At 69.5% G+C, this 25,780-nt stretch carries 25 protein-coding genes and 1 tRNA gene; 21 read left to right on the top strand and 5 right to left on the bottom strand.

Annotated features, from left to right (window positions below; all coding sequences use genetic code 11):
- Positions 1–33 precede the first annotated feature (33 nt).
- From DFR39_RS14140 to apbC, 3 genes are all read left to right on the top strand, one after another.
- The gene (locus DFR39_RS14140) at positions 34–615 is read left to right on the top strand and encodes a superoxide dismutase (RefSeq protein WP_133604218.1); all 582 of its coding nucleotides are present in this window, start codon (positions 34–36) and stop codon (positions 613–615) included.
- 82 nt (positions 616–697) lie between these two features.
- Positions 698–1,030, top strand: a complete 333-nt coding sequence (locus DFR39_RS14135) for a thioredoxin family protein (protein WP_133604217.1) — start codon at positions 698–700, stop codon at positions 1,028–1,030.
- Positions 1,031–1,135: 105 nt separating this feature from the next.
- Positions 1,136–2,233, top strand: a complete 1,098-nt coding sequence (gene apbC, locus DFR39_RS14130) for an iron-sulfur cluster carrier protein ApbC (protein ID WP_133604216.1) — start codon at positions 1,136–1,138, stop codon at positions 2,231–2,233.
- A 4-nt stretch (positions 2,234–2,237) separates the two neighbouring features.
- Here apbC and DFR39_RS14125 read toward each other — a convergent pair whose 3' ends face one another.
- Together DFR39_RS14125 and DFR39_RS14120 are read right to left on the bottom strand one after the other, a co-directional pair.
- Positions 2,238–4,223, bottom strand: coding sequence for a sensor histidine kinase (locus DFR39_RS14125; protein ID WP_133604215.1), 1,986 nt, complete (start codon positions 4,221–4,223; stop codon positions 2,238–2,240).
- Between the two features lie 7 nt (positions 4,224–4,230).
- Entirely contained in the window at positions 4,231–5,574 is a 1,344-nt protein-coding gene (locus tag DFR39_RS14120; RefSeq protein WP_133604214.1) for a sigma-54-dependent transcriptional regulator, read from the bottom strand.
- Positions 5,575–5,813: 239 nt separating this feature from the next.
- Between DFR39_RS14120 and fdnG the strand changes: the two genes are divergently transcribed.
- From fdnG to DFR39_RS14040, 15 genes are all read left to right on the top strand, one after another.
- The gene (gene fdnG, locus DFR39_RS14110; protein ID WP_162849532.1) at positions 5,814–8,885 is read left to right on the top strand and encodes a formate dehydrogenase-N subunit alpha; all 3,072 of its coding nucleotides are present in this window, start codon (positions 5,814–5,816) and stop codon (positions 8,883–8,885) included.
- Positions 8,886–8,896: 11 nt separating this feature from the next.
- Positions 8,897–9,772, top strand: a complete 876-nt coding sequence (gene fdxH / locus DFR39_RS14105; RefSeq protein ID WP_133604211.1) for a formate dehydrogenase subunit beta — start codon at positions 8,897–8,899, stop codon at positions 9,770–9,772.
- Between the two features lie 12 nt (positions 9,773–9,784).
- A complete protein-coding gene (locus DFR39_RS14100) occupies positions 9,785–10,408 on the top strand; it encodes a formate dehydrogenase subunit gamma (RefSeq protein ID WP_133604210.1) in 624 nt (207 codons plus the stop codon).
- 37 nt (positions 10,409–10,445) lie between these two features.
- Positions 10,446–11,468 carry a formate dehydrogenase accessory protein FdhE gene (gene fdhE, locus DFR39_RS14095; protein ID WP_133604209.1) on the top strand — a complete coding sequence of 341 codons (1,023 nt, stop codon included), beginning with the start codon at positions 10,446–10,448 and terminating at the stop codon, positions 11,466–11,468.
- A complete protein-coding gene (selA, locus tag DFR39_RS14090) occupies positions 11,468–12,943 on the top strand; it encodes an L-seryl-tRNA(Sec) selenium transferase (protein ID WP_133604208.1) in 1,476 nt (491 codons plus the stop codon). Before fdhE ends, selA begins: the two co-directional genes overlap by 1 nt.
- On the top strand, positions 12,940–13,476 hold the full coding sequence (locus DFR39_RS14085; protein WP_133604207.1) for a TlpA family protein disulfide reductase: 537 nt from the start codon (positions 12,940–12,942) through the stop codon (positions 13,474–13,476). The genes selA and DFR39_RS14085 overlap by 4 nt, the downstream gene beginning before the upstream one ends.
- Before the next feature lie 25 nt (positions 13,477–13,501).
- A complete protein-coding gene (locus DFR39_RS14080) occupies positions 13,502–14,629 on the top strand; it encodes a transglutaminase-like domain-containing protein (RefSeq protein ID WP_133604206.1) in 1,128 nt (375 codons plus the stop codon).
- Positions 14,630–14,648: 19 nt separating this feature from the next.
- Positions 14,649–16,586 carry a selenocysteine-specific translation elongation factor gene (gene selB / locus DFR39_RS14075; protein ID WP_133604205.1) on the top strand — a complete coding sequence of 646 codons (1,938 nt, stop codon included), beginning with the start codon at positions 14,649–14,651 and terminating at the stop codon, positions 16,584–16,586.
- 43 nt (positions 16,587–16,629) lie between these two features.
- Positions 16,630–16,725 (top strand) — tRNA-Sec (locus DFR39_RS14070).
- Positions 16,726–16,745: 20 nt separating this feature from the next.
- Positions 16,746–17,321, top strand: a complete 576-nt coding sequence (locus tag DFR39_RS14065; RefSeq protein ID WP_133604204.1) for a nitroreductase family protein — start codon at positions 16,746–16,748, stop codon at positions 17,319–17,321.
- 73 nt (positions 17,322–17,394) lie between these two features.
- A complete protein-coding gene (modA, locus tag DFR39_RS14060; RefSeq protein WP_133604203.1) occupies positions 17,395–18,144 on the top strand; it encodes a molybdate ABC transporter substrate-binding protein in 750 nt (249 codons plus the stop codon).
- Positions 18,144–18,827 carry a molybdate ABC transporter permease subunit gene (modB, locus tag DFR39_RS14055; RefSeq protein WP_133604202.1) on the top strand — a complete coding sequence of 228 codons (684 nt, stop codon included), beginning with the start codon at positions 18,144–18,146 and terminating at the stop codon, positions 18,825–18,827. The genes modA and modB overlap by 1 nt, the downstream gene beginning before the upstream one ends.
- Positions 18,824–19,486 carry an ATP-binding cassette domain-containing protein gene (locus DFR39_RS14050; RefSeq protein ID WP_133604201.1) on the top strand — a complete coding sequence of 221 codons (663 nt, stop codon included), beginning with the start codon at positions 18,824–18,826 and terminating at the stop codon, positions 19,484–19,486. The genes modB and DFR39_RS14050 overlap by 4 nt, the downstream gene beginning before the upstream one ends.
- A complete protein-coding gene (locus DFR39_RS14045; RefSeq protein ID WP_133604200.1) occupies positions 19,483–20,346 on the top strand; it encodes a TOBE domain-containing protein in 864 nt (287 codons plus the stop codon). The genes DFR39_RS14050 and DFR39_RS14045 overlap by 4 nt, the downstream gene beginning before the upstream one ends.
- Positions 20,347–20,417: 71 nt before the next feature.
- A complete protein-coding gene (locus tag DFR39_RS14040) occupies positions 20,418–21,314 on the top strand; it encodes an aspartyl/asparaginyl beta-hydroxylase domain-containing protein (protein ID WP_211343877.1) in 897 nt (298 codons plus the stop codon).
- Between the two features lie 27 nt (positions 21,315–21,341).
- Here the strand turns inward: DFR39_RS14040 and DFR39_RS14035 are convergent, their stop codons facing one another.
- The gene (locus tag DFR39_RS14035; RefSeq protein WP_162849531.1) at positions 21,342–21,785 is read right to left on the bottom strand and encodes a GNAT family N-acetyltransferase; all 444 of its coding nucleotides are present in this window, start codon (positions 21,783–21,785) and stop codon (positions 21,342–21,344) included.
- Positions 21,786–22,018: 233 nt separating this feature from the next.
- On the opposite strand from DFR39_RS14035, the gene DFR39_RS14030 reads away from it, so the two are divergent.
- The gene (locus DFR39_RS14030) at positions 22,019–22,555 is read left to right on the top strand and encodes a GNAT family N-acetyltransferase (RefSeq protein ID WP_133604197.1); all 537 of its coding nucleotides are present in this window, start codon (positions 22,019–22,021) and stop codon (positions 22,553–22,555) included.
- A gap of 12 nt (positions 22,556–22,567) precedes the next feature.
- On the opposite strand, the gene DFR39_RS14025 is transcribed toward DFR39_RS14030, so the two are convergent.
- Positions 22,568–23,596 (bottom strand): 2-dehydropantoate 2-reductase, encoded by a 1,029-nt coding sequence (locus DFR39_RS14025; RefSeq protein WP_336622260.1) that lies wholly within the window; start codon positions 23,594–23,596, stop codon positions 22,568–22,570.
- Positions 23,593–24,144, bottom strand: coding sequence for an Mpo1 family 2-hydroxy fatty acid dioxygenase (locus DFR39_RS14020; RefSeq protein ID WP_133604196.1), 552 nt, complete (start codon positions 24,142–24,144; stop codon positions 23,593–23,595). Before DFR39_RS14020 ends, DFR39_RS14025 begins: the two co-directional genes overlap by 4 nt.
- 140 nt (positions 24,145–24,284) lie before the next feature.
- On the opposite strand from DFR39_RS14020, the gene DFR39_RS14015 reads away from it, so the two are divergent.
- Entirely contained in the window at positions 24,285–25,016 is a 732-nt protein-coding gene (locus tag DFR39_RS14015; RefSeq protein WP_133604195.1) for a Crp/Fnr family transcriptional regulator, read from the top strand.
- Positions 25,013–25,759: a hypothetical protein gene (locus DFR39_RS14010; RefSeq protein ID WP_133604194.1), complete on the top strand. Its 747-nt coding sequence runs from the start codon at positions 25,013–25,015 to the stop codon at positions 25,757–25,759. Before DFR39_RS14015 ends, DFR39_RS14010 begins: the two co-directional genes overlap by 4 nt.
- Positions 25,760–25,780: the final 21 nt, after the last annotated feature.

The raw sequence follows: 25,780 nt of genomic DNA, 5'->3' as shown, positions 1-25,780 counted from the left end.
CAACCACCCACGAGTCAAGAGGAGTTGATTGATATGGAACATACCCTGCCGCCGCTGCCTTACGCCATCGATGCCCTGGCACCGCACTACAGCAAGGAAACGCTGGAGTTCCACCACGGCAAGCACCACAACGCCTATGTGGTCAACCTGAACAATCTGCAAAAGGGCACCGAGTTCGAGAGCAAGACCCTGGAGGAGATCGTCAAGACCTCCAGCGGCGGCATCTACAACAACGCCGCCCAGATCTGGAACCACACCTTCTTCTGGAACTGCATGAAGCCCAATGGCGGCGGCACCCCCAGCGGCAAGCTGGCCGAGGCCATCAACGCCAAGTGGGGCAGCTACGAGGCCTTCAAGGAAGCCTTCGTCAAGAGCGCCGTGGGCAACTTCGGTTCCGGCTGGACCTGGCTGGTGAAGAAGGCCGACGGCTCGGTGGACATCGTCAACACCGGCGCCGCTGGCACCCCGCTGACCACCGCCGACACGGCCCTGCTGACCGTGGACGTGTGGGAGCATGCCTACTACATCGACTACCGCAATCTGCGCCAGAAGTTCGTCGAGACCTTCTTCTCGAACCTGGTGAACTGGCAGTTCGCCGAAGCCAACTTCGGCTGAGCGCGGCGGGCTCAGGCCTGAGTCCATGCAGCAAGAGCCGGTTCCGACCGGCTCTTTGTCTTTGTGTCACCACCGCATCGCCATGTCCGAGTTTCCCGTATTGCCCTATGAGCCCCAGGCGCCCACGCTGGCCGATCTGGAAGCCATGGCCGGACCGGTCCTGATCGAGTTCGGCACCGACTGGTGCGGCCACTGCCAGGCCGCCCAGCCCCTGATCGCACAGGCGCTGGCCGCACGGCCCGCCTTGCGCCGCCTCAAGATCGAGGACGGCCGCGGTCGAGCGCTGGGGCGCAGCCTCGGCGTCAAGCTCTGGCCCACCCTGATCTTGCTGGAGCGGGGGCAGGAGCTGGGGCGCGCCGTGCGTCCGCAATCGCTGGCGGAACTGCAAAAGCTGCTGGCTCTGGTACGCAGCTGAGGCGCGGCTGATGCGCTGGTGGGTTGGGGCCGAGATGTCCCGCGCGGCCGACGGGGCATGAGCCCTGGGCTAGACTGCGCCGCCTCTTCTAGAACAATGCCAGCCATGACTCAAGTCTCGGAAACCTCGCTCTTGCAGGCCCTTCAGGGCGTCATCGACCCCAACACGGGCCAGGACTACGTCAGCACCAAGCAGCTGCGGCAGCTGCGGGTGTCCGCCGGCGGCGATGTGTCCTTCGAGGTCGAGCTGGGTTATCCGGCCGCCAGCCAGCTGGATGCCTTGCGTGCGGCCCTGGTGGCCGCCGCCCGTTCGGTGCCGGGCGTGGGCAATGTCAGCGTGAGCCTGTCCTCCAAGATCATTGCCCATGCGGTGCAGCGCGGCGTGCAGCTGCTGCCCGGCGTGAAGAACATCATTGCCGTGGCCTCGGGCAAGGGCGGCGTGGGCAAGAGCACCACGGCTGCCAATCTGGCCCTGGCCTTGGCCGCCGAGGGCGCGCGCGTGGGCCTGCTGGATGCCGATATCTACGGCCCCAGCGTGCCCACCATGATGGGCGTGAGCGGCGCGCCCGAGAGCCTGGATGGGCAGCTGATGGAGCCCAAGCTGGCGCATGGCGTACAGGTCAATTCCATCGGTTTTCTCGTGGCCGATGATCAGGCCATGATCTGGCGCGGCCCCATGGCCACCAATGCCCTGGAGCAGCTGCTGCGCCAGACCCGCTGGCAGGACCTGGACTACCTGGTCATCGACATGCCGCCGGGCACCGGCGACATCCAGCTCACGCTCTCGCAGCGGGTGCCGGTCACGGGCGCGGTCATCGTCACCACGCCCCAGGACATCGCCCTGATCGATGCCAAGAAGGGCCTGAAGATGTTCGAGAAGGTGGGCGTGCCCATCCTGGGCATCGTGGAGAACATGGCGGTGCACATCTGCCGCAACTGCGGCCATGCGGAGCACATCTTCGGCCAGGACGGTGGCAAGAAGATGGCCGAGCAGTACGGCACGGAGTACCTGGGCGGGCTGCCGCTGTCCCTGTCCATCCGCGAGCAGGCCGATGCCGGCCGCCCCACCGTGGTGGCTGCGCCCGAGGGGGAGGAAGCCGGGCTCTACAAGGCCCTGGCCCGTCGCGTGGCGGTCAAGATCGCCGCCCAGGCCAAGGACTACTCGAGCAAGTTCCCCACCATCTCCATCTCCAAGAACAGCTGAGGCCTCAGGCGGCCTGCGTGGGCTCGCTGAGCAGCAGCAGGCTGAAGCAGGCGCCCTCGGGATCGGCCTCGGCGCGCAGCTCGCCCTGGTAGCGCTGCACAATGCTGCGGCTGATCCACAGGCCCAGGCCCGTGCCCTCGGCCTTGCTGGTGACAAAGGGCTGGAACAGGCGCGCCATCATCTCGGGGCTCAGGCCCGGCCCCGTGTCGCACACGGCAATGCGCACACCGGCGCCCGCCGGCCCGTCCCAGTCCTCGGTGCTCAGGCTCAGGCGCCCGCCGTCCGGCATGGCCTGGGCGGCATTAACCATCAGATTGATCAGCACCTGCTGCAGCTCCTGGCGGTTGATGCCCACGCTGCGGCGGGCCCGGTAGTCGCGCCGCACCTGGATGCGGGCGCGGCTGAGCAGGTGCTCCACCAGCAGCAGACTGCTGTCCAGGGCCTCGCCCGGATCGACGGGCTCCACATAGCCGGCGTACTCGCCGGGGCGGGCGTACTGCAGCAGCTGGGTGACGATCAGGCGCATGCGTTCGATCTGCTGGTCGATCAGGCGGATTTCGGCCCGCGCCGGTTCGGCGGCCGGCCCCAGGAGCTCACGCATCAGGTCCAGATTGCCCTGGATGACGGCAATCGGGTTGTTGATCTCATGCGCAATGCTGGCCGTGAGCTGGCCCACGGTGGCCAGCTTCTCGCTGTGCAGCAGCTGGGTCTGTGCCGCCTCCAGATCGGCGCTGCGTTCGGCCACCTTGCGGTCCAGCTCCTCGCCCCAGCGCTGCAGGGCGCGGGTCTTGTCGTCCACCGTGTCCAGCAGATGATCCAGATGCCCGGCCAGGCTGCCCAGCTCGTCGCGTGCGGGCAGGAGGCCCACGCGGGCATCGCTCTCGCCGGACTCGACCCGGGCCATGGTGCGGGCCATGCGTTCCACGGGGCGGAAGATGCTGCCCGCCCAGCGCAGCGAGACCCAGGCTGCGAGCAGCATCACGGCCAGGAAGACGCAGGCCACACCGGCCAGCACGCTGTACTTGGCCCATTGGAAGGGGCGTTCCAGAAAGCCCACGTAGAGCATGCCCACACGCTGACCATCCTTGTTGCTCAGCGGCAGATAGGCCGAGATGTACCAGTCCTTGACCACGAAGGCCCGTGCCAGCCAGGTGCCGCCGCTGCCCAGCACCTGCTCGCGAACCTGCTGGGAGACGCGTGTGCCGATGGCACGCTCGCCCCGTGAGCTTTCGAACAGGCGCACATTGGTGGAGATGCGCACATCCTCCAGAAACAAGGTGGCCGTGCCCTGGCTGCCCGCAGGCAGGGCACCTTCGGGGTAGACGATCTCGTTGAGATGATCGATGAAGGGCAGGTTGCGGTTGAGCAGCACGCCGCCCAGCAGATGGCCCAGCAGCCGCCCCTGGGCGTCGTGGATGGGTGCGCGCGCGATCAGCACCATGGCGCGCTCCTCGCGGCTGCGCTCGCTGGGTGCGGCATTGGGCGTGGGCAGCAGCGGGATGCCCAGCCGGTCGCCCAGGGCCGGCGCAATCTGCTGCAGCAGCTCCGGCTGGAGCAGGGCCACGGAGGCCAGGTTGCCGTTGTTGTCCGCCACCAGCTCCGGCAGGGGCGCCCCCTGCGGCGCCACCAGCCCGAATTCATTGGCCCGCAGCTCGCCCTCCGGGCCCAGCAGATTGATGAACTCCAGCTGGTGCTCGCGGCGCGCATCGGCCAGCAGGGCGGGCAGGTCCTGCAGGCGCTGGTTCTGCAGCAGATGCACCAGGCGGTGGGCGCTGGCCGCTGCCCGTGTGCCGCCCGCAATCTCCCCTTGCACCCGCTCGAAATAGCCCTTGGCCACCGCCAGATCGCTGCGCACCTTGGTGATCAGCAGGCGGTCAAAGGCCGCATCGCCCCAGTACACCAGGATCAGGCCCAGCAGGGGCAGCACGGCCCACAAGGGCAGCAGGCTCAGCAGCAGCAGCTTGGTGCGCAGGCTCAGCGGCTGTTTCATCGCGGGCTCACTGGGCCGCCCAGTCCGCAAAGCGGCGCTCCAGCGTGCGCTTGGAGATGCCCAGGAGGCGCGCGGCCTGGGCCTTGTCACCCTGCACCGAGCCCAGCACGGCCAGGATGTGCTGACGCTCCAGGGTCTGCAGATCGGTGGTGGCCGGTGCGCTCTCCATGGCCGGATACAGGGCCGAGAGATTGAGCGAGCCCAGGATCAGCGAGCGCTCGATCAGATTGCGCAGCTCACGCACATTGCCCGGCCAGTCGTACTGCTGCAGATAGGCCAGCTGTTCGGGGCTGGGCGTGATGGGCTCGGCCGACAGACGCGGCGCCAGCTCGGCCACGAAATGCTCCACCAGCAAGGGGATATCCTGCTTGTGCTCGCGCAGTGCCGGCAGGCGCAGCTCCACCACCTGCAGCCGGTAATACAAGTCCTTGCGCAGGCGTCCGGCGGCCACCTCGCCGGCCAGATTGCGGTTGCTGGCCGCGATGATGCGCAGATCGGCCGCAATCTGCTGCTCGCTGCCCACGGGCCGGATCTGACGCTCTTCCAGCACCCGCAGCAGCTTGCCCTGGGCCGCCAGCGGCAGCTCGGACACCTCGTCCAGGAAGAGGGTGCCGCCCTGGGCGTAGAAGAGCAGGCCATCGCGCGTGCCGTGGCCAAAGAGCTCGGCCTCCACGCCCTCGGGCGACATCAGGGCGCAGTTCACCGGCACGAAGGGCGCCCGGGACCGGGCGCTGCCATGGTGCAGGGCCTGGGCCGCCAGTTCCTTGCCGGTGCCGGATTCGCCGCTGAGCAGCACCGTGCTGTCCACCAGGGCGGCGCGTGCCAGGCTCTCGCGCAGCAGCTGCATCTGCGGCGACTGGCCACGCAGGCTGGCGGGGCCGGGCTGCGGCCGCCCCAGCTCGGTCTGCAGCGTGCGCTTGAGCACGAAGTTCTCGCGGGTCAGGCGGGCCCGCTCCAGACAGTGCTTGACGGCATTGAGCAGCTGCGTGGTGCGAAAGGGCTTGAGGATGAAGTCCGAGGCGCCGATGCGAAGGGCCTCGATGGCGGTATCCAGATCGGCAAAGGCCGTGATCAGGATCACCTCGCAGGTATTGCCGGTCGTGCGCAGCTCGCGCAGCCAGGCCAGGCCGCTGCGACCGGGCAGGCTGATGTCCAGCACGATCAGGTCAAAGCGCTGCTGGCGCAGCAGGGCCTCGCCCTCTTCGGCGCTGGCCGCGGTGAGCACCTGGGCGCAGCGGGGGGCCAGGGTCTTGGCGAGGAAGTTGCGCATGCCTTCCTCGTCGTCGATCACCAGCACGGCGCTGCCCGGCCAGGCGATGGTTGGGTGGGGAGCAGGGGGCTTGTTGTTCATCGCCGCCTCACTGTAGCCTGCCCCGCTTGCTGCGGTGCGTCAAGACAGGCAAGAGCCGACCCCGTGCCCCAGCCTTGTTGGTTGGAGTCTGCGACAAATTGTCGCGACCCCCTGCCAACTTGTCTCGGTACAGCCTCCGGATGGACAAGCGGGGTGCTTTTGTGCGGCAATCCGAAGGAGTGTCGCGTGACGGCCAATACCTAAGAACTGTTGGGGGCGACCCCAGGAGGCAAGATCAAATGGACATGAACCGGAGGCAGTTCTTCCGGGTGAGCAGCGCGGGGCTGGTTGGCTCCAGCTTGGTGGCTCTGGGCTTTTCGCCCACCGCCGCCCTGGCCGAAGCGCGCAACTTCAAGCTCGCCCGGGCGACCGAGACCCGCAACACCTGCCCGTATTGCTCGGTGGGTTGCGGCCTGATCATGTATTCGCTGGGTGACAAGGCCAAGAACGTCACCAGCGAGATCATCCACATCGAGGGCGATCCGGATCACCCGGTCAACCGCGGCACACTCTGCCCCAAGGGCGCGGGCCTGCTGGACTTTGTCCACAGCCCCAACCGTCTGAAGTGGCCGGAGATCCGCGAGCCCGGCGCCAAGGAATGGAAGCGCGTCAGCTGGGGGGAGGCGATGGATCGCCTGGCCAAGCTGATGAAGGCCGACCGCGACGCCAACTTCATCGCCCAGAACGCAGACGGCAAGACCGTCAACCGCTGGCTTTCGACGGGCATGCTCTGTGCCTCGGCATCCTCCAATGAATCGGGCTACATCACCCACAAGGCGATGCGGTCCCTGGGGATGCTGGTCTTCGACAACCAAGCCCGCGTTTGACACGGACCGACGGTGGCCAGTCTGGCCCCGACGTTCGGACGCGGCGCGATGACCAACCATTGGGTTGACATCAAGAACGCCGATCTGGTGCTGATCATGGGCGGCAATGCCGCCGAGGCCCATCCCTGCGGTTTCAAGTGGGTGATCGAGGCCAAGCATCACAACAAGGCCAAGCTGCTGGTGGTGGATCCGCGCTTCACGCGCTCGGCCGCCATGAGCGACTACTACGCCCCTATCCGGGCGGGGTCTGACATCGCCCTCCTGGCCGGTGTCATCAACTACCTGCTCAGCAAGGACAAGATCCAGCACGAGTACGTCAAGCACTACACCAACGCCAGCTTCATCATCAACGAGGGCTACAAGTTCGAGGACGGCCTGTTCTCGGGCTATGACGAGGCCAAGCGGCGCTATGACAACGCCAGCTGGACCTATGAGCTCGATGAGAAGGGCTTTGCCAAGGTCGACCCGACGCTGACGCACGAGCGCTGCGTGCTGCAGGTCATGAAGCGGCACTTCTCGCGCTACACCCCCGAGCTGGTCAGCAAGATCACGGGCACGCCCCAGGACAAGTTCCTCAAGTGCTGCGAGATGATTGCCGAGACCTCGGCCCCGGGCAAGGTGATGACCATCATGTACGCCCTGGGCTGGACCCAGCACAGCCAGGGCTCGCAGATGATCCGCACCGGCGCGCTGATGCAGCTGCTGCTGGGCAATATCGGCCTGCCCGGCGGGGGCATGAATGCCCTGCGCGGTCACAGCAATATCCAGGGCCTGACGGACCTGGGCCTGCTCTCCACCTCGCTGCCCGGCTATCTGAGCCTGCCACGCGAGACCGAGCAGGACCTGGAGACCTACTACAAGCCTCGGGCCACCAAGCCCCTGCGCCCCAACCAGATGAGCTTCTGGCAGAACTACCCCAAGTTCTTCGTCAGTCTGCAAAAAGCCTGGTGGGGCAAGGCCGCGACCAAGGAGAACGACTGGGCCTTCCACTATCTGCCCAAGTGGGACAAGACCTATGACGTGCTCCAGGCCTTCGAGTTGATGAACCAGGGCAAGCTCAATGGCTATATCTGCCAGGGCTTCAACCCGGTGGGCTCCTTCCCCAACAAGAAGAAGATCATCGACGGCCTGTCCAAGCTGAAGTACCTGGTCATCATCGATCCGCTCAATACCGAGACCGCCGAGTTCTGGCGCAATTTCGGTGAGCACAACGATGTGAAGACCGAGGAGATCCAGACCACGGTCTTCCGCTTCCCCAGCACCTGCTTTGCCGAGGAAGATGGCTCGCTGACCAACTCCGGCCGCTGGCTGCAGTGGCACTGGAAGGGCGCCGAGCCTCCGGGCGAGGCCAAGGGCGATGCGGAGATCATTGCCGAGATCTTCCTGCGCCTGAAGTCTATGTACCAGAAGGAGGGCGGCGCCTTCCCCGATCCCATCCTGAACCTGACCTGGCCCTACAAGATCCCGCACAGCCCTGCGGCGGACGAGTTGGCCATGGAGTTCAATGGTCGGGCGCTCGCGGACGTCACGGACCCCAAGGACCCGACCAAGGTGCTGGCCAAGGCCGGCGAGCAGCTGGCCGGTTTCGGCCTGCTGCGCGACGACGGCTCCACCGCCAGCGGCTGCTGGATCTACACCGGCAGCTGGACCCAGGCGGGCAACCAGATGGCGCGCCGCGACAACAGCGATCCCTGGGGCATCGGCCAGACGCTGAACTGGGCCTGGGCCTGGCCGGCGAACCGCCGCGTGCTCTACAACGCCGCGTCCTGCGATCCTACGGGCAAGCCCTGGAACGGCAAGCGTCGCCTGATCGCCTGGAATGGCGAGCGCTGGGGCGGCTCCGACGTGCCGGACATCCGCCCCGACGCCAATCCGAATGACGAGGAGGCCGTGCGCCCCTTCATCATGACGGCCGAGGGCGTGGCGCGCCTGTTCGCACCCACGGGACTGGTGGATGGGCCCCTGCCCGAGCACTACGAGCCCTTCGAGTCGCCGCTGGCCAACAACCCCATGCATCCCAAGAACGACAAGGCGCGCGCCAACCCGGCCGCCCGCGTCTTCAAGGGCGATATGGAGGCCTTTGGCAAGCCCTCGGAGTACCCGTATGTGGCGACCAGCTACCGCCTGACCGAGCACTTCCACTACTGGACCAAGAATGTGCGCACCAGCGCCATCATCCAGCCCCAGCAATTCGTCGAGATCGGCGAGGAGCTGGCCAAGGAGAAGGGCATCGCCAACGGCGGCATGGTCAAGGTCTCGTCCAAGCGCGGCTTCATCAAGGCCGTGGCGGTGGTGACCAAGCGCATTCCCACGCTGGAGGTGGATGGCAAGAAGGTGCACACGGTGGGCCTGCCCAATCACTGGGGCTTTGTCGGGGTGGCCAAGCCCGGGTATCTGGTGAACACGCTGACCCCCTTTGTGGGCGACGCCAACACCCAGACGCCCGAGTTCAAGAGCTTCACCGTCAATATTGAGAAAGCCTGAGGGGGACCGCCATGTCATCTCTGCAATCGCTGGACATTGCCAAGCGGTCCGCCACCACCACGCCGCCGCCCCAGGCACGGCAGGGGGTGGAGGTCGCCAAGCTCATCGACGTCAGCTCCTGCATCGGCTGCAAGGCCTGCCAGGTCGCTTGCATGCAGTGGAACGAGCTGCGCGACGATGTGGGCGACACCGTCGGCACCTACGACAACCCGCGTGATCTCACGCCCCAGTCCTGGACCGTCATGCGGTACTCGGAAGTGGAGGTGGAGCAGAACAAGCTGGAGTGGCTGATCCGCAAGGACGGCTGCATGCACTGCGAGGATCCGGGCTGCCTCAAGAGCTGCCCGGCGCCCGGCGCCATCGTGAAATACACGAACGGCATCGTGGACTTCATCTCCGAGCACTGCGTGGGTTGCGGCAACTGCGTCACCGGCTGTCCCTTTGACGTGCCCCGCATCTCCAAGGTGGACAGCAAGGCCTACAAGTGCAGCCTCTGCTCCGACCGTGTGGGCGTGGGTCTGGAGCCCGCCTGCGTCAAGGCCTGTCCCACTGGCGCCATCCGTTTTGGCGCCAAGGAGGACATGCTGGACTACGGCGCCGAGCGCGTGGCCGACCTCAAGGACCGTGGCTACCAGCAGGCCGGTGTCTACGACCCGGCCGGCGTGGGCGGCACGCATGTGGTCTATGTGCTGCAGCATGCCGACAAGCCCGAGCTCTACCACGGTCTGCCCAAGGACCCGAAGATCAGTCCCCTGGTCTCGCTGTGGAAGGGGGCGGCCAAGCCCCTGGCCGTGGCGGCCATGATCGGCGCGGCCGTGGCGGGCTTCTTCCACTACATGAAGGTGGGCCCGGTGGAAGCCAAGGAAGACGACAAGGCTGACGCCTGAAGGAGACACACCATGGCGAGCAAACTTCTGCAACGCTACTCGGATGGCGAGCGCATGAACCACTGGGTGATTGCGCTGCTCTTCATCGCGGCCGGTCTTTCGGGTCTGGCCTTCTTCCACCCCAGCTTGTTCTTTCTGAGCAATCTGTTTGGCGGCGGCGTCTGGACCCGCATCCTCCACCCCTTCATCGGGGTGGCCATGGTGCTGGCCTTCCTGGGCATGTTCGTGCGCCTGTGGCGCGAAAACCTGCTCAATGAGGCCGATCGCGAATGGGTCAAGCACAGCGGCGACATGCTGCGCGGCAACAAGGCCGCCATGCCCCCGGTCGGCAAGTACAACGCCGGCCAGAAGGGCGTGTTCTGGCTGATGGCCGTCAGCCTGCTGGCCCTCTTGGTGACCGGCATCATGTTCTGGCAGCCCTGGTTTGCGGACAGCTTTCCCATCCTGGCGCGGCGCTTCGCGGTCGTGATCCATGCCGCCAGCGCGGTCGCGCTGATCCTGGGCGTGATCATGCATGTCTACGCGGCCATCTGGGTTAAGGGCACGGTGCGTGCCATGACGCGCGGCACCGTGACTGAGGCCTGGGCGCGGCAGAATCACGCCCTGTGGCACAAAGAAATGACCCGCGGCAAATGAGTCCGCTCACCCGCGTTCAGAGATCGGACCCCCTGCAATGAGTTTGACGGCCGGAACCCGGCTGCTGTCGCCCGAAGAGATCGCCGTTCGGGCAGGCGAGCAGATCACCCAGCTGCGCCTGCCCGAGCCCGGCGTTTTCGCCGAGCGCGAGCTGCGCCTGCGCCAGCTGGCCGAAGGCCATGCCATGCGCGACTACCTGCTCTTCTGCGCCGAGCTGGCCCGCTGCCAACACGAGCTGCTCAAGAGCGAGCGGCCCGTGGCCCTGCCCACGCCCGAACAGATCGAGGCTGCCGCCAACAGCGGTCTGCCCCTGCTGCCCAGCGCCGGTGAGCAGGCCTGGACGCGCGACCCGGCCTGGCGTGAGGACCTGAGGGCCCTGATGCGCCAGCTGGCGGCCCGCGTGGGCGCCGGCCCGGCGCGCGATACCGCCCTGCGCCTGGCCGAGGCCGAGGACGCCCACCTGGAACTGCAGGCCGAGCGCCTGCTGTCCGGCGTGATGCTGGGCCTGGACCTGGGCACGGCGCCGCTGATCGCCGCCGGCCTGCAGCTCTACTGGGTGCGCCTGGTGGGCCAGGTGCAGGCGCGCCATGGCAAGGATCGCGTGGCGCCTTTTGGTCGCATCGATGACCCGACCCTGTGCCCCTGCTGCGGCTCGCGGCCCACGGCCAGCATCACCCGCCTGGGCTCGGACACCACCGGCACCCGCTACCTCAGCTGCAGCCTCTGTGCGGCGCAGTGGCACTATGTGCGCATCAAGTGCACGAACTGCCAGAGCACCAAGGGCATCAGCTTCCGCGCCCTGCAGGGCCTGGACGAGGAGGGGGCCAGCAGCGCCGAGACCGCCGTGGTGCAGGCCGAGTGCTGCGAGGAATGCGGCCACTATCTCAAGATCGTGCACATGGAGCGCGACAACCGCGTGGAGCCCATGGCCGACGATCTGGCCTCCGTGACCCTGGACCTGCTGGTCTCGGACACGGGCCTGCAACGTCGCGGCGTCAATCTGATGCTGCTCTTCGGCGATCCTGACACGGCACCGCCGGATCCGGGCGGGAGGTCCTGATGGCTGCGCCCGAAGAGTCCGTGGTTCACGGCTCCAAGGCACCCGGCAAAGCCGAAGCCAAGGACCTGCCCGCCGTCGACCGTCTGCTGCGCCTGCCCGCGGTGGCGGCCCTGATCGAGACCCAAGGCCACCGCCTCGTGGCCGATGAAGCCCGTGCCCTGCTCGAGTCGCTGCGCCCCCGCGTGCTGGCGGCCGAGCTGGCGCGCGAGGCCCTGGCGCCCGAGGCCCTGGCCGCGGCCCTGGAGGCTCGCGTGCAGGCCCGCCTGGCCAGCCGCATGCGTGCGGTGCTCAACCTCACCGGCACCGTCATCCACACCAATCTGGGCCGCGCCCTGCTGGCCGACTCGGCCCTGCAGCAGCTGCTGACCATGATGGCCGGCCCCAACAATCTGGAGTACGACCTGGCCACCGGCGGGCGCGGCGACCGCGACGATCTGATCGAGGGCCTGCTGTGCGAGCTCACCGGTGCCGAGGCCGCCACCGTGGTCAACAACAATGCCGCGGCCGTGCTGCTCAGCATTGCGGCCCTGGCCGCGGCCCACCCGGGCGGGCGCGAGGTCATCGTCTCGCGCGGTGAGCTGGTGGAGATCGGCGGCGCCTTCCGCATGCCCGATGTGATGGCCAGCGCCGGCGCCACCCTGGTGGAGGTGGGCACGACCAACCGCACCCATGCGCGCGACTATGCGGGCGCCATCAACGCCCGCACCGCCATGCTGATGAAGGTGCACACCAGCAACTACCAGGTGCAGGGCTTCACCGCGGCGGTGGACGAGGCCACGCTGGCGCCCATTGCCCATGAGCATGGCCTGCCGCTTGTTTCCGACCTGGGCAGCGGCGCCCTGGTGGACCTGGCGCAATGGGGCCTGCCGCGCGAGCCCATGCCCCAGGAGATGCTGGCCGCGGGCGTGGACGTGGTGACCTTCAGCGGCGACAAGCTGCTGGGCGGCCCCCAGGCCGGCCTCATCGTGGGCCGGCGCGACTACATCCAGCGCATCCGCAAATTCCCCATGAAGCGCGCGCTGCGCATGAGCAAGCTGCCGCTGGCGGCGCTGGAGGCCACGCTGCGCCTGTACCTGCGGCCGGACCGCCTCACCCGCGATCTGCCCACCCTGCGCCTGCTGACCCGGCCCCTGGCCGAGATTGAGGCCCAGGCGCAGCGCCTGCAGCCGGCCCTGGCGCAAGCCCTGGCCCCGCACTACACGGTGGCGGTGGCGCCCATGCTGGGCCAGATCGGCTCGGGCTCCCTGCCGGTGGAGCGCCTGCCCTCGGCCGGTCTCACGGTGGCGCCGGTCGGCGTGGGCAAGCGCGGCCTGGGCACGGCCCTGGAGCGCCTGAGCGTGGCCCTGCGCGGCCTGCCCCTGCCCGTGATCGGCCGCATTGCCGAAGACCGGCTCTGGCTGGACTGCCGCTGCCTGGACCAGGAGGCCGCATTCCTGGCCCAGCTGGGCCCTCTGAGCGAGGCCTTGCAGGGATGAAGGCCGCACGACGTGACACCCTGCGCATGGCGGCGGCGTTCTTGGGGCTGGGCGCATGCAGCCTGCTGCCCCAGGCCCAGGCCCAGGACGGCGCGCTGCGCCGGCCCTGGCCCGCGCGCACGCCCACGCCGCCGGTGTCTCTGCCCGGCTTCGAGGGGCCGGGCTTCGAGCTGGCCCAGGCGCGCGGCAAGGTGGTGCTGCTGAACTTCTGGGCCAGCTGGTGCGAGCCCTGCCGCAGCGAGATGCCTTCGCTGGAGCTGCTGGCGCAGAAGTACGAGGCGCGCGGCCTGCAGGTGCTGGCCGTCAACCACCGCGAGACCGATGCCGCCCTGCGTCGCTTTGTGCAGCAGATGCCGGTGGACCTGCCCATACTGCGCGACGCCGACGGCGCCGTGGCCCGCGCCTATGGCGTGCGCATCTTTCCCACCAGCGTGCTGATCGCGCGGGACGGCCGTGCGGCCTTCTCGGTGATTGGCGAGCTGGACTGGACCGGACCGCAAGCGCGGCAGTGGATCGAGCCCCTGCTGGGCTGAACAAGGACTTGAAGGAAGAAATGCCATGAATCAACTCAAGCGTCGTCATCTGATGCAGGCCGTCGCGGCCGGCGTGGGCGCCAGCCTGGTGCCGGGTCTTGCCCTCGCTCAGACCCAGACCCCGGCCGCTGGTGGCGAGCGCCGCTTTGCGCCCCAGCCCGGCGCCTGGCGCCGCTTCGAGATGAGCCTGGAGGTCAGCGTGGCCGACCATCAGGGGCTGACCAAGCTCTGGCTGCCCCTGCCGGACATCGAGACCGATTACCAGCGCAGCCTGGACCACAGCTGGACCGGCAATGCCAGCGTCAGCCGCATCGTGTCCGACCCGGCGCGCGGCGTGCGCATGCTCTATGCCGAGTTCCCCGAATCGTTGAAGACGCCCACCCTGAGCCTGGTCAGCCGCGTGCAGACCCAGAGCCGCGCGGTGGACTGGAGCCGCCCGGGGCGCGTCAGCGAGGACCCCGCGGTGCTGCGAGCCAATCTGGCCGCCACCGAGCTGGTGCCGGTGGATGGCATCGTGCTCAAGACCGCGCTGGAAGCCACCCAGGGCGCCAGGACCGATGTGGAAAAGGCCCAGGCCATCTACCGCTGGGTGATTGCCAAGGCCCATCGTGAGCCCAAGACCCGCGGCTGCGGCACCGGCGATGTGCGCACCATGCTGGAGACCGGCAATCTGGCCGGCAAGTGCGCCGACCTCAACGCCATCTTCGTGGGCCTGTGCCGCGCCGTGGGCGTGCCGGCCCGCGATGTCTACGGCCTGCGCCTGGCGCCCTCGGCCTTCGGCTACCGCGAGCTGGGTGCCAGTTCCGCCAACCTCAAGAGCGCGCAGCACTGCCGCGCCGAGGTCTTCCTCAAGGCCTATGGCTGGGTGGCCATGGACCCGGCGGACGTGCTCAAGGTCATGCGCCAGGAAACGCCGGAGTGGATCAAGGACCCCGCCCACCCCCTGGTCGCGCCCGTCAACAAGGGCCTGTTCGGCGCCTGGGAGGGCAACTGGGTGGCCTATAACAGCGGCCACGATCTGCGCCTGCCCGGCAGCGCCGCCAAGACCACCTTGCCCTTCCTGATGTATCCGCAGGGCGAGAACCGCAGCGGCCGCTTCGACGAGCTGGCCCCCGACAGCTTCAAGTACACGATCTCCGCCAAGGAAATCTGAACCCTCTCGTGAAGCGCCCATGATCGTCGGCACCGCAGGACATATCGACCACGGCAAGACCACCCTGGTGAGGGCCCTCACCGGGGTGGACACCGACCGCCTGCCCGAGGAGAAGAAGCGCGGCATCAGCATCGAGCTGGGCTACGCCTTCCTGGACATTCCAGCCGATGGCCAGCGCATCGGCTTCATCGATGTGCCCGGCCACGAGCGTCTGGTCCACACCATGCTGGCGGGGGCCACCGGCATAGCCCATGCCCTGCTGCTGGTGGCGGCCGATGACGGCGTGATGCCCCAGACCCGTGAGCACCTGGCCGTGCTCAGCCTGCTGGGCCTGACGCGCGGCGCGGTCGTCATCACCAAGTGCGACCGGGCCGATGCAGAACGTCTGGCCGCCCTGCGCGGCGAGATCGCGGCCCTGCTGGCGGGCAGCGGTCTGGCCGAGGCCCCGGTCTTCGAGGTCAGCGCGCCCACGGGCCAGGGCCTGGCGGCGCTGCGCGAGCATCTGGCCGCAGCCGCCCAGGCGCATGCGGCCGCGCGGGACGGCGCGGCCGAACGTGGGCAGGCTTTCCGCATGGCCATAGACCGCGCCTTCAGCCTGGACGGCGTGGGCACCGTGGTCACCGGCACCGCGCATGCGGGCCGCGTGCATGTGGGCGAGGAGCTGGCCCTGGCGCCCGATGGCCGCGGCCGGCGTGCCCGCGTGCGCAGCCTGCATGCGCAGAACCAGGCGGTGGAGGCGGCCCAGGCCGGCCAGCGCTGCGCCGCCAATCTGGTGGGCCTGTCCAAGGACGAGATCGAGCGCGGCCAGTGGCTGTGCGAGCCCGCGGTGGCCCTGGCCACCGAGCGCCTGGACGCGCGCCTGCGCCTGTGGCCCGGCGAGGCCAAGGCCCTGCGTTCGGGCACGCCCGTGCATGTGCATCTGGGTGCGCGCGCGGTGCTGGGCAGCGTGGCTCTGCTGGAGGGTGATCAGCTCCAGCCCGGCGCCGAAGCCCTGGTGCAGCTGCTGCTGCGCGAGCCCGTGGGCGCCTGGCGCGGCGACCGCGTGGTGCTGCGCGATGCCTCGGCCAGCCGCACCTTGGCCGGCGGCGTGGTGCTTGATCCCTTTGCGCCCACGCGCTACCGCCGCACGCCCGAGCGTCTTGCCGAGCTGGCAGCCCTGCAGGCGGCCGAGCCCGCCCAGCGCCTGCAGACCCTGTTGCAGGCCGCGCCCCTGGGCCTGGACCTGGCGCGCTTTGCCCGCGCCGAGGGCCTGCGCCGCGAGGCCCTGCCCGAGATCGCCGCGGCCCTGCGGGTGGAGGAGGGCGAGGCCGCCTGGGCCCTGTCCGAGGCCGCTGCGGCCCAGCTGGCCGACAAGCTGCTGGCGGCCTTGAGCGACTTTCATGCCCGCCAGCCCGATGAGCTGGGGCCCGAGGCCGCGCGCCTGCGCCGCCTGACGGCGCCGCGCCTGCCCGAGCCCCTGTGGCGCGCGCTGCTGGCGCGCCTGCGCGAGCAGGGACGGCTGGCCCTGCGCGGCGCCTTTGTGCATCTGCCCGAGCATGGGGTGCGGCTCTCGGCCGCCGAGCAGCGCATTGCGCAGAAGGTGGCGCCCCAGCTGGCCCAGGCCGGCTTCGAGGGCGCCTGGGCGCGCGATCTGGCGCGCGACAGCGCCGAGCCCGAGCCCTTGATGCGCACCACCCTGGCCCGCTTGGCCCAGCAGGGCGAGGTGCATCAAGTGGTGAAAGACCTCTACTACGACCTGGGTCATATGCGCAGACTGGCGGCCACGGCGCGTGAGATCGCGGCGCGCAGCGAGGGTCAGGTCTTGGCCGCGGCCTTCCGCGACGCCACGGGCCTGGGCCGCAAGCGCGCGATCCAGATCCTGGAATACTTCGACCGCGTGGGCCTGCTTCGCCGGGTGGGCGATGTGCACAAGCTGCGCAGCGAGTCCAATCTGTTCGCGGCCGAAACCAGGGCATGATGCCGGACGATTTCAGACCGCACCCCAGGGGTGCGGATGCTGCGGAGGGGAGACGACACCGGTGTGTCGGCCGGGCTTCAAACCCGGTGGGTGGTGCCACGCGCCGCCGGGTGGGTTCGACTCCCATTCCCCTCCGCCACCAGCCTGTGCGGTGAGTTCATGAACCAAGCGCAAGACCTGGCCCTGCAAGCCCTGCTGGGACGCTACTCGGTGGGCCCCAAGCATCTGCTGGAGCCCGGCCCCAGCCCCGAGGAGCTGGAGCTGATGGCCCGCGCGGCCCTGCGGGCCCCCGATCACGGCGAGCTGGTGCCCTGGCGCTTCAAGGTGGTCCGTGGCGCGGCGCGTCAGCGCATGGCCGAGCTGTTTGCCGAGGCCGCGCGCGCCGCGGGCAAGGGCGAGGAGGGCGCGCAGATGGATGCCGAGCGCGCCCTGCGCCCGCCGGTCAGCGTGGCCATCGTGGCCCGCATCGATCTGGGCCATCCCCAGGTCCCGGCCCATGAGCAATGGGTGGCCCTGGGCGGCGCCCTGGCCCAGTTCATGAGTGCGGCCCATCTGCTGGGCTATGGCGGCAAGATGCTCAGCGGCGCCAAGGTGCGCAATCCGCAGATTGCCGCCGCCTTCTGCGAGCCCGGCGAGACCCTGGTGGGCTGGCTGGCCCTGGGCACGCCGGCCAAGCGGCCCGAGGGGGCGCAGCGCAAGCCCGGGCCTCAGGAGGTGCTGCAGCTCTGGGCTTGATTCGTTATGTACACTGCTACATATCGAAACTGACCGGCCCGCTGGCGGGCGCTCGACCATGTTCCGACGCCGGATGTCCCGCAGGCTCTTGGGCCTTGCTGTGCTGGGTCTGTTGTCGACCGGGCAGGCCGGGGCGAGCGAGCTGACTGTCTCGGCCGCGGCCAGTCTGAACCCGGCGTTCCGGGAGCTGGCGCCTCTGTATGAGTCCCAGCACCCGGGGCAGAGGCTGCGCCTGAACTTCGGCGCCTCGGGGGCCTTGTTGCAGCAGATCGCCAAGGGGGCGCCGGTCGATGTCTTTGCCAGCGCCGACCAGGAGACCATGGATCAGGCGCAGCAGCTGGGGCTGGTCCGGCTTGAGCAGCGCCGCAACTTTGCCGCCAACACCCTGGTGCTGGTGGTGCCGGCCGGCGCCAGGTCCGTGCCCAAATCACTGGCCGATCTGGTGCAGCCCGTCTATGCGCGCATCGCCATCGGCCTGCCCGCCAGCGTGCCGGTGGGGCGCTACACCCAGGCCGCGCTGGAGAAGGCCCAGCTCTGGGCCGTGCTCGAGCCCAAGATGATCCGCGCCAACCATGTGCGCCAGGCCCTGGACTATGTGGCCCGTGGCGAGGTGGATGCCGGCTTTGTCTATGGCACCGACGCCGCCCTGATGGCCGACAAGCTGCGCCTGGCCCTGACCGTGCCCACCGAGACCCCGGTGCTCTACCCGGCCGCCCCCGTGGCGAGCAGCCCGCGGGCGGGCGAGGCGCGGAACTTCGTGGCCTTTCTGCTCAGCCCGGCGGCCCAGGCCGTGCTGGCGAAATACGGTTTCGGCAAGCCCTGATGCAAGAGGCCTGGATCCCCCTGCTGCTCACGCTCAAGGTGGCGGGCTGGGCCACGGCCCTGAACCTGCTGCTGGGTGTGGGGGTGGGCTTTGCGCTGGCGCGCCTGCGCTTTCCGGGGCGCGAGCTGCTGGATGCCCTCCTGACTCTGCCCATGGTGATGCCGCCCACGGTGCTGGGCTACTACCTGCTGGTGCTGATCGGGCGCAACGGCCCCATCGGCGCCTGGCTGCAGGCCGAGTTCGGCATCAACCTGATCTTCAGCTGGCAGGGCGCGGTGATCGCGGCCACCCTGGTGGCCTTTCCCCTGGTCTTCAAGTCGGCGCGGGCCGCCTTTGAGGCGGTGGACCCGCAGCTGGAGCAGGCCGCGCGGGTGCTGGGCCTGTCGGAGCTGGCGATCTTCTTCCGCGTGACCCTGCCTCTGGCCTGGCGCGGCATCCTGGCCGGCCTGCTGCTGGCCTTCGCGCGCGCCACCGGCGAGTTCGGCGCCACCCTGATGGTGGCCGGCAGCATTCCGGGCGAGACCCAGACCCTGTCCATCGCGGTGTACGAGGCGGTGCAGGCGGGGCAGGATGCCACGGCCAATTTCCTGGTGCTGGTGACCTCCATCACCTGCATCGTGGTGCTGCTCAGCGCCGGGCGCCTGGCGCCGGGCCGGGTGGCCGGGGGAGGGCTGGCACGGTGATCTGGGATGTGGATGTGCGGCGCGTCTTCGAGCAGGCCGGGCGGCGCTTTGAGCTGCAGGCCCGCTTTGCCAGCGACGCGCGGCGCCTGGTGCTGCTGGGCCCCTCGGGTGCCGGCAAGAGCCAGACCCTGAAGATCATCGCGGGGCTGGCCCGCGCCGATGCCGGCCATGTGCGCCTGCTGGGCCGCAGCCTGCAGGACAGCGCCCGGGGCCTGAACCTGCCGGCGCGCGAGCGCCGCCTGGGCTATGTGTTCCAGGACTACGCGCTCTTTCCCCACCTCACGGTGCGGCAGAACGTGGCCTTCGGCCTGGCCGGGGGCTGGCGCAATCCCGCGCGGGGGCTGGCGCATCCCGAGCTCACGCACTGGCTGCAGACCCTGGGCCTGAGCGAGCTGGCCGAGCATTACCCCGAGCAGATCTCCGGCGGCCAGCGCCAGCGCGTGGCCCTGGCCCGGGCCCTGGTGGGCCGGCCCCAGGCCCTGCTGCTGGACGAGCCCTTCGCGGCCCTGGACAGCCCGCTGCGCCGCCGCCTGCGCCAGGAGCTGCTGGGCCTGCTGAACAGCCTGGACCTGCCCATGCTGCTGATCACGCACGACGAGGAAGACGCCGAGGCCCTGGCCGAACAGCTGCTGCGCATGGACCAGGGGCGGCTGCTATGAGCGGCAGGGCCAAGCGCCCGACCAAGCCCGAGCCCGCCGCGGGCGCCCTGTCCCTGGAGGCCAGCCTGGTGCTGAGCCTGGGTGGCGAGAAGCTGGGCGGCGAGCTGCGCCTGGCCCTGCTGCGCGAGATCGGCGCCCTGGGCTCCATCAGCCAGGCGGCCAAGGCAGTGGGCCTGAGCTACAAGGCCGCCTGGGACGCGGTGGAGCAGATGAACAATGTGGCCGGCCAGCCCCTGCTGGAGCGCAGTGCGGGCGGGCGCGGCGGCGGCTCCACCCGCCTGACCGCGCGCGGCGAGCAGCTGGTGGCGCGCCATGCCCGGCTGCAGGCCCTGCACCAGCGCTTTGTGCAGCAGCTCAGCGCGGAGGGCGGCGAGCTGGGCCAGGACTTTCCCCTGCTCAGGATGCTGACCATGAGAACCAGTGCACGCAACCAGTTCCTGGGGCGCATCAGCGCCTGTACCCGCGGTGCGGTGAATGACGAACTGCGGCTGGCCCTGCCCGGCGGGGCCGAGTTGGTGGCCATCATCAGCCATGAGAGCACCGAACAGCTGGGCCTGCAGGTGGGGGCCGAGGCCTTTGCCCTGGTGCAGGCCGGGGCGGTGATGATCGCGCGCCCGCCGACCGATGGCGCGTCGCAGGGCGCGGGCCTGCGCCTGTCGGCACGCAATCAGCTGCGTGGCACGGTGGCGGCCCTGCGTGCCGGCGCGGTCAACGCGGAGCTGCTGGTGGACATTGGAGGCGGCCAGACCCTGGCTGCCACCATCACCCAGACCAGCCTGGACGAGCTGGGTCTGGCCGAGGGAGATGCTGTGCTGGCCCTGTTCAAGGCCTCCAGCGTCATTCTGGGCAGCCCGGGCTAGGCGCGCGACAGGGCCGATAATCACGGCCTTCCGCGTTTCTTTCCGAGGCCGCACAGATGTCTTCGATTCCCTTGCGCTACTGGGTGCTGCTGATTTTCATCGCCTCGGCGCTCTATGCCCATTTCCGTGGCAAGGTGCGCTTTGGCCTGGCCCGGGCCCTGACCGACTTCACGGTCTTGATCTCCCCGATCAATGCCCTGATGTACCTGTTCTCGCGAGCCCCGGCCACGCCCTATCTGGACACGCGCGAGTTCAAGGAGCTGGAGCTGCTGCAGCGCAACTGGGAAGTGATCCGCGAGGAAGCGCTCAAGCTCAATGAAGAGGGCCAGATCAAGGCCGCGGCCACCTATAACGACATCGGCTTCAACAGCTTCTTCCGTACCGGCTGGAAGCGCTTCTACCTCAAGTGGTATGGACAGGACCTGGCCTCGGCCCAGGCCCTGTGCCCCAAGACCGTGGAGCTGCTGCGCCAGATCCCCAGCGTCAAGGCCGCCATGTTCGCCTCCCTGCCGCCGGGCAGCCGTCTGCAGCGCCACCGCGACCCCTATGCCGGTTCGCTGCGCTACCACCTGGGCCTGACCACGCCCAACTCGCCCGGCTGCTTCATCGAGGTGGATGGCCAGCGCTATCACTGGAAGGACGGTGAGGCGGTGATGTTCGACGAGACCTATATCCACTACGCCGAGAACAGCACCGATCAGCAGCGCGTGATCCTGTTCTGCGATGTGGAGCGACCGGTTTTCTTCGCCCCGGTGCGCTGGCTCAACCGCCTCTTTGGCCGCGTGGTCATGACGGCCGCTGCCACCCAGAACGTGGAGGGCGAGCCCGTGGGCGGGCTCAACAAATTCTTCTTCTATGCCTACAAGGTGCGCCTGTGGGGCAAGGCCCTCAAGGCCAAGAGCCGCCCGACCTACTACATCGGCAAGTGGGCCATCATTCTCGGCCTGCTCTACTGGATCTTTGCCTGAGCCTGAGGCCGGGCACTCGCGCTGCACTCAAGGTGCAGCGCACTCCAGGCGCTTGCGCATCAGGTACTTGGCCAGACCCGGGGCAAAGCCCTCCAGGCAGGCGGCTTCCTCATAGCCCAGCCGCCGGTAGAAGCCGGGCGCCTGAAAGCTGAAGGTCTCCAGGTAGATCAGCTCGCAGCCGCGCGCCGCGGCTTGCGCCTCGAAGGCGCGCATCAGCGTCGCGCCCAGGCCCTGGCCGCGTCGATCTTCCCGCACCCACAGCTGCTGCAGCTCGCAGCACAGGCCCCAGCTGCGCCCCAGCGCGCCGCCCAGCAGCGCGCCATCCGGCAGCCGTATGTCCACAGCCAGGCTCCGCACCTGATCCAGCGGCGCGGCCGCCAGATTGTGGGCATGCAGGCCGGCATCGATGGCGGCCAGCAGCTCGCTGGGGCAGTCCTCGGCGTAGCCACTCAAGATCAGGTTCTCGGCCATGGTGCAGCTCCTCGACAGCCGCATTGGAGCATGTCGGTACGGTGGGGGCGGGCGTTGGGGCGGGCTTTTGGGGCCGCCGCCGGCCGTTTTCTGAGCACGGGGAACGCCGCATGCCGTCTCGGTCGCCATGCCACTGGATCTGCGCCTGAGCGGCCCCACCTCAGTGCCAGGTCTTGCCCCTCACCGTGCTATACCGAGGCCTCTTCACCCGAACCCTTTGATGGACGCCCGGTATGCAAGTCACCGTTCTCACCCCCGCCGACGCGGCGGCCTACCGCGAACTCATGCTGGAAGCCTATGAGCAGGCGCCGGATGCCTTCACGACCACGGCGGCGGAGCGGCGGGCCGAGCCCGAGGCCTGGTGGATCAAGCGCATCGGCAGCGCCGAAGGTCTGGGCACCTGCTTCGGCGCCTGGCAGGAGGGGCGGCTGGTGGGCACGGTGGCCATCGAGTATTCGGCCAAGCCCAAGACCCGCCATGGCGCCCTGATCCTGGGCATGTATGTGCAGGCCGCGCAGCGGGGCCGCGGTGTCGGTTTGGCGCTCATGCAGGCCGCGATTGCCGCTGCCGCGGCCCGGCCCGAGGTCCTGATGCTGAACCTCACGCTGACCGAGGGCAACGAGCCGGCGCTGCGGCTCTACCGCTCGGTGGGCTTTGTGAGCTGGGGCACCCAGCCCCGGGCCATCCGCACCGACAGCGGCACGGACGGCGGCAAGGACGGCAGCTTCAAGGGCAAGGTGCATATGAGCCTGGCCCTGGCCAGGGGCTGAGCCCGACCCTGCTCAGCGCAGCCCCAGCGCCTCTTCCAGCTCGCGGGGGCCGTAGGGGCGGGGCCGCTGGGCCCAGGCTTCCACCAGGGCCTGCATGCGGGCATTCAGCGGGGCCTGACGGCCCTCGCGGCAGGCCAGGCGCACGACTTCGCCGCACAGCGCGTCGATCTCGGTCTTGCGGCCCCGGGCCAGGTCGTCAGCCATGCTGGAGCGGGCCTTGCTGTCCATGCGCAGCATGCGGGCCGCCAGCAGGCGAAACAGCGGGGTGGGCAGGCGCAGCAGGGCGGGCAGATGGCGCGGCGGCACGGGCGTGGGCGCGGCCACCGCGATGCCGGCCTGCTGCAGCAGGGCCAGGGCCTCGGCCTGCAGGGCCGCGAAGCAGCGCCGGTAGCCGCGGTCCAGCAGCTGGGCGCGCAGGGGCCGGCCCGATAGCGCATTCACCGGGTTGTTGAGGTTGATCAGCAGCTTGCCCCACTGCAAGGCCCGCAGATCGGGCTGCAGGCGCAGCTTGATGCCAAAGCCCGCCAGGGCCGGGCTCAGGGCTTGCAGGGCCGCATGCTGTTCGGCGGCCAGGCCACCCGCGGTGCCGCGGTGGTAATGCCCGGCGGCCTGCTCGGCCACATTGAAGGGCACCATGCCCGCCAGCCAGTGCAATGCCGGCGCCGCCTCGCGGGCGCGCTCCACATTGCCCACACCGTTTTGCATGGAGACCACGGCGCTGCCCGGCGGCAGGCAGGCCGCCAGCTGGCGCGCGGCCTCGGCGGTGGCGCCGCTCTTGACGCACAGCAGCGTCAGGGCGGGCCGCAGTCCGACCGGTGGCTGCGCGTGCAGATGCAGGGTCTGGGGCGGCAGATGGATCTGGCGACCCTCCAGATCGCTCAGACGCAGGCCCTGCGTGCGCAGGGCCTCCAGCACCCGGGGCCGGGCCACGAAATGCAGCTCGTGACCGGCCTGGGCCAGCACGCCGCCCAGAAAGCAGCCCACCGAGCCCGCGCCCATGATGAGCACGGGGCCCAAGGGCTGGTCACAGGGTGCACTCACGCGGCGGGACGCGTCAGATCGCGCAGATGGGTGGGGCCGGCCTGGCGCTCGATCTCGGCCAGCATGCCGCGCTGCAGGCCCAGGGCGAACAGGGCCTCGCCCACCACAAACATGGGGCCCACCAGCAGGCCCACCAGATCATCCACAAAGGCCGGCTTCTTGCCCTCGTAGTAGTGACCCACGAACTGGAAGATCCAGCCCAGCACAAAGCTGCCCAGGCCCCAGGCCAGCCAATGGGCCGTGCTCAGGCTGTGGTCGGCCAGCGGTGCGGCCAGGGCCATCAGCAGGCCGTTGACCGCGGCCGTGGCCGCGCCCAGCAGCAGGGCGCCGCGGCTCAGATACCAGAGGGTGGACAGACCCCAGAGCAGCCAAGCGGCGCTCAGGCTCAGATCGCCCAGGCTGAACTGGGCCCGACCCATCAGCACGCCGATGGCAAACACGATCAGCGGAATGCCGATGAAGTGGGTGGCGATATTGCGGCGGTCGCGGTGGTAGCGGGCGTACTGCACCATCAGGTCCAGGGCGGGGCGGAAGGGGCTGGCAGCCATGAGCGTCTCCTTCTTGTGGATGCTGTTCGACGTGGCGGCGCATGCTAGTGTGAGCCCGGACGCAGGACTGTCAAATTTCCGACAAACTGGCGCCCCGTGCTGCCCCATGGTGCGCCACCCGCCCCCGAGCTTTCCCCATCATGCACCTGCCCGCCCCATCCTCCGCCCTGAGCCCGGCCGAAGAGACCCTGATGCGCGGCCACCCCTGGTTTGCCGCCTGCGCCCCCCAGCTGCAAGAGCAGCTGCTGCGCGCCGGGCGGCGGGTCAGCCTGGGCGCGGGGCAGGCCTTGTTCGAGCGTGGGGACCGGCCCGAGGGCCTGTGCTGCGTGCTCTCGGGCGCGCTGCAGGTGGGCGCGGCCCAGGCCGATGGCCGCCCCAGCCTGCTGGCCTGGCTGGAGCCGGGCCAGTGGTTTGGCGAGATCTCACTGCTGGACGGTCGGCCGCGCACCCATGACGCGGTGGCCGAAGGCGCGAGCCAGGTCTGGCTGGTGCCGCATACCGGCCTGCAGGCCTGGCTGGATCAGCACCCGGCCTGCTGGCGCGATCTGGCGGTGCTGGCCTGCACCAAGCTGCGCCTGAGCTTCGAGGTGCTGGAGGATATTGCCCGCCTGCCGCTGCCGCAGCGCCTGGCCAAGCGCCTGTTGCTGCTGGACCAGGGCTATGGCCAGCGCGCGCCCGGCGGCACGCCGCGGCCCCTACGCCTGCCGCAGGAGCAGCTGGCCCTGATGCTGGGCGTGAGCCGGCAGAGCGTGAGCAAGGCCTTGCAGGCCCTGGCCGCCCAGGGGCTGCTGGCCCTGGGCTATGGCGAGATCGAGCTGCTGGACCGGGCGGCGCTGCAAGCGCTTGGCGAGGCGGCGGGAGAGGGCGCGTGATCGCGCGCCGCCACTGTCTGCTGGCCCTGGGCGCGGCCCTGACCGGCTGCGCCAGCGCGCCGGTGCCGCCTGCCCGCCCCGCGGGCAGCGAACTTGAGGCGAGCCCGCCCTGGCCGCCCGAGTTCGTCAAGCAGCCGCCCAGCGGCGCGGGCCGCCTGCTGCGCCTGCAGCCCGAGCGCTCGCGGCTGCGGGTCTATGTGTTTCGCGCCGGCAGCCTGGCCCGCCTGGGCCACAACCATGTGATCGCCGTGCCGCGCTTCGAGGGCTGGCTGTGGTGGCCGGAGCGGATCGAGGGCCCGGCCGCCCTAGCGGCGGTGCGCGGCGCGCTGCGCCTGCGCTGGGAAGACATCGAGCTGGACGCGCCCGCCGAGCGCGCCGCCGCCGGCGCCGCCTTTGCCAGCCCGCTGGACGAGGCGGCCGTGGCCGCCACCCGGGCCAATCTGCTGGGCCCGCGCGGCGTGGATGCGCAGCGCCATCCGGCGCTGCGTCTGGAACTGCTGGCCCTGCGCGGCGAGCCACCGCGTCTGGCGGCCCGGGTGCGCTGGCAGCGTGGGCCCCAGCAGCATGAGTCGGATGTGGCGCTGCGCCTGAGCGGCGAGGCCGACGCGCCCCGCCTGGCCGGGTCCCTGGTGCTGCGCCACAGCGAGCTGGGCCTGCAGCCCTTTGCCCTGCCCGGCGGCCTGCTGGCGGTGCAGGACGAGGTCTTGCTGGAGTTCGAGCTGCAGGCCGGGCCCGGGGCTTGAGGGTGGTGGCGCAATGCCACA

The organism is Roseateles asaccharophilus, assembly GCF_004362405.1.
GTDB classification, from domain to species: domain Bacteria; phylum Pseudomonadota; class Gammaproteobacteria; order Burkholderiales; family Burkholderiaceae_C; genus Kinneretia; species Kinneretia asaccharophila.
This window is presented reverse-complemented; position numbering and strand designations above follow the sequence as displayed.

Excerpts from the sequence above, each read along its gene's own strand:
- DFR39_RS14140 (WP_133604218.1), top strand. The coding sequence starts at position 34 with ATGGAACATACCCTGCCGCCGCTGCCTTACGCCATCGATGCCCTGGCA.
- DFR39_RS14135 (WP_133604217.1), top strand. The coding sequence starts at position 698 with ATGTCCGAGTTTCCCGTATTGCCCTATGAGCCCCAGGCGCCCACGCTG.
- apbC (WP_133604216.1), top strand. The coding sequence starts at position 1,136 with ATGACTCAAGTCTCGGAAACCTCGCTCTTGCAGGCCCTTCAGGGCGTC.
- DFR39_RS14125 (WP_133604215.1), bottom strand. The coding sequence starts at position 4,223 with ATGAAACAGCCGCTGAGCCTGCGCACCAAGCTGCTGCTGCTGAGCCTG.
- DFR39_RS14120 (WP_133604214.1), bottom strand. The coding sequence starts at position 5,574 with ATGAACAACAAGCCCCCTGCTCCCCACCCAACCATCGCCTGGCCGGGC.
- fdxH (WP_133604211.1), top strand. The coding sequence starts at position 8,897 with ATGTCATCTCTGCAATCGCTGGACATTGCCAAGCGGTCCGCCACCACC.
- DFR39_RS14100 (WP_133604210.1), top strand. The coding sequence starts at position 9,785 with ATGGCGAGCAAACTTCTGCAACGCTACTCGGATGGCGAGCGCATGAAC.
- fdhE (WP_133604209.1), top strand. The coding sequence starts at position 10,446 with ATGAGTTTGACGGCCGGAACCCGGCTGCTGTCGCCCGAAGAGATCGCC.
- selA (WP_133604208.1), top strand. The coding sequence starts at position 11,468 with ATGGCTGCGCCCGAAGAGTCCGTGGTTCACGGCTCCAAGGCACCCGGC.
- DFR39_RS14085 (WP_133604207.1), top strand. The coding sequence starts at position 12,940 with ATGAAGGCCGCACGACGTGACACCCTGCGCATGGCGGCGGCGTTCTTG.
- DFR39_RS14080 (WP_133604206.1), top strand. The coding sequence starts at position 13,502 with ATGAATCAACTCAAGCGTCGTCATCTGATGCAGGCCGTCGCGGCCGGC.
- selB (WP_133604205.1), top strand. The coding sequence starts at position 14,649 with ATGATCGTCGGCACCGCAGGACATATCGACCACGGCAAGACCACCCTG.
- DFR39_RS14065 (WP_133604204.1), top strand. The coding sequence starts at position 16,746 with ATGAACCAAGCGCAAGACCTGGCCCTGCAAGCCCTGCTGGGACGCTAC.
- modA (WP_133604203.1), top strand. The coding sequence starts at position 17,395 with ATGTCCCGCAGGCTCTTGGGCCTTGCTGTGCTGGGTCTGTTGTCGACC.
- modB (WP_133604202.1), top strand. The coding sequence starts at position 18,144 with ATGCAAGAGGCCTGGATCCCCCTGCTGCTCACGCTCAAGGTGGCGGGC.
- DFR39_RS14045 (WP_133604200.1), top strand. The coding sequence starts at position 19,483 with ATGAGCGGCAGGGCCAAGCGCCCGACCAAGCCCGAGCCCGCCGCGGGC.
- DFR39_RS14035 (WP_162849531.1), bottom strand. The coding sequence starts at position 21,785 with ATGGCCGAGAACCTGATCTTGAGTGGCTACGCCGAGGACTGCCCCAGC.
- DFR39_RS14030 (WP_133604197.1), top strand. The coding sequence starts at position 22,019 with ATGCAAGTCACCGTTCTCACCCCCGCCGACGCGGCGGCCTACCGCGAA.
- DFR39_RS14020 (WP_133604196.1), bottom strand. The coding sequence starts at position 24,144 with ATGGCTGCCAGCCCCTTCCGCCCCGCCCTGGACCTGATGGTGCAGTAC.
- DFR39_RS14015 (WP_133604195.1), top strand. The coding sequence starts at position 24,285 with ATGCACCTGCCCGCCCCATCCTCCGCCCTGAGCCCGGCCGAAGAGACC.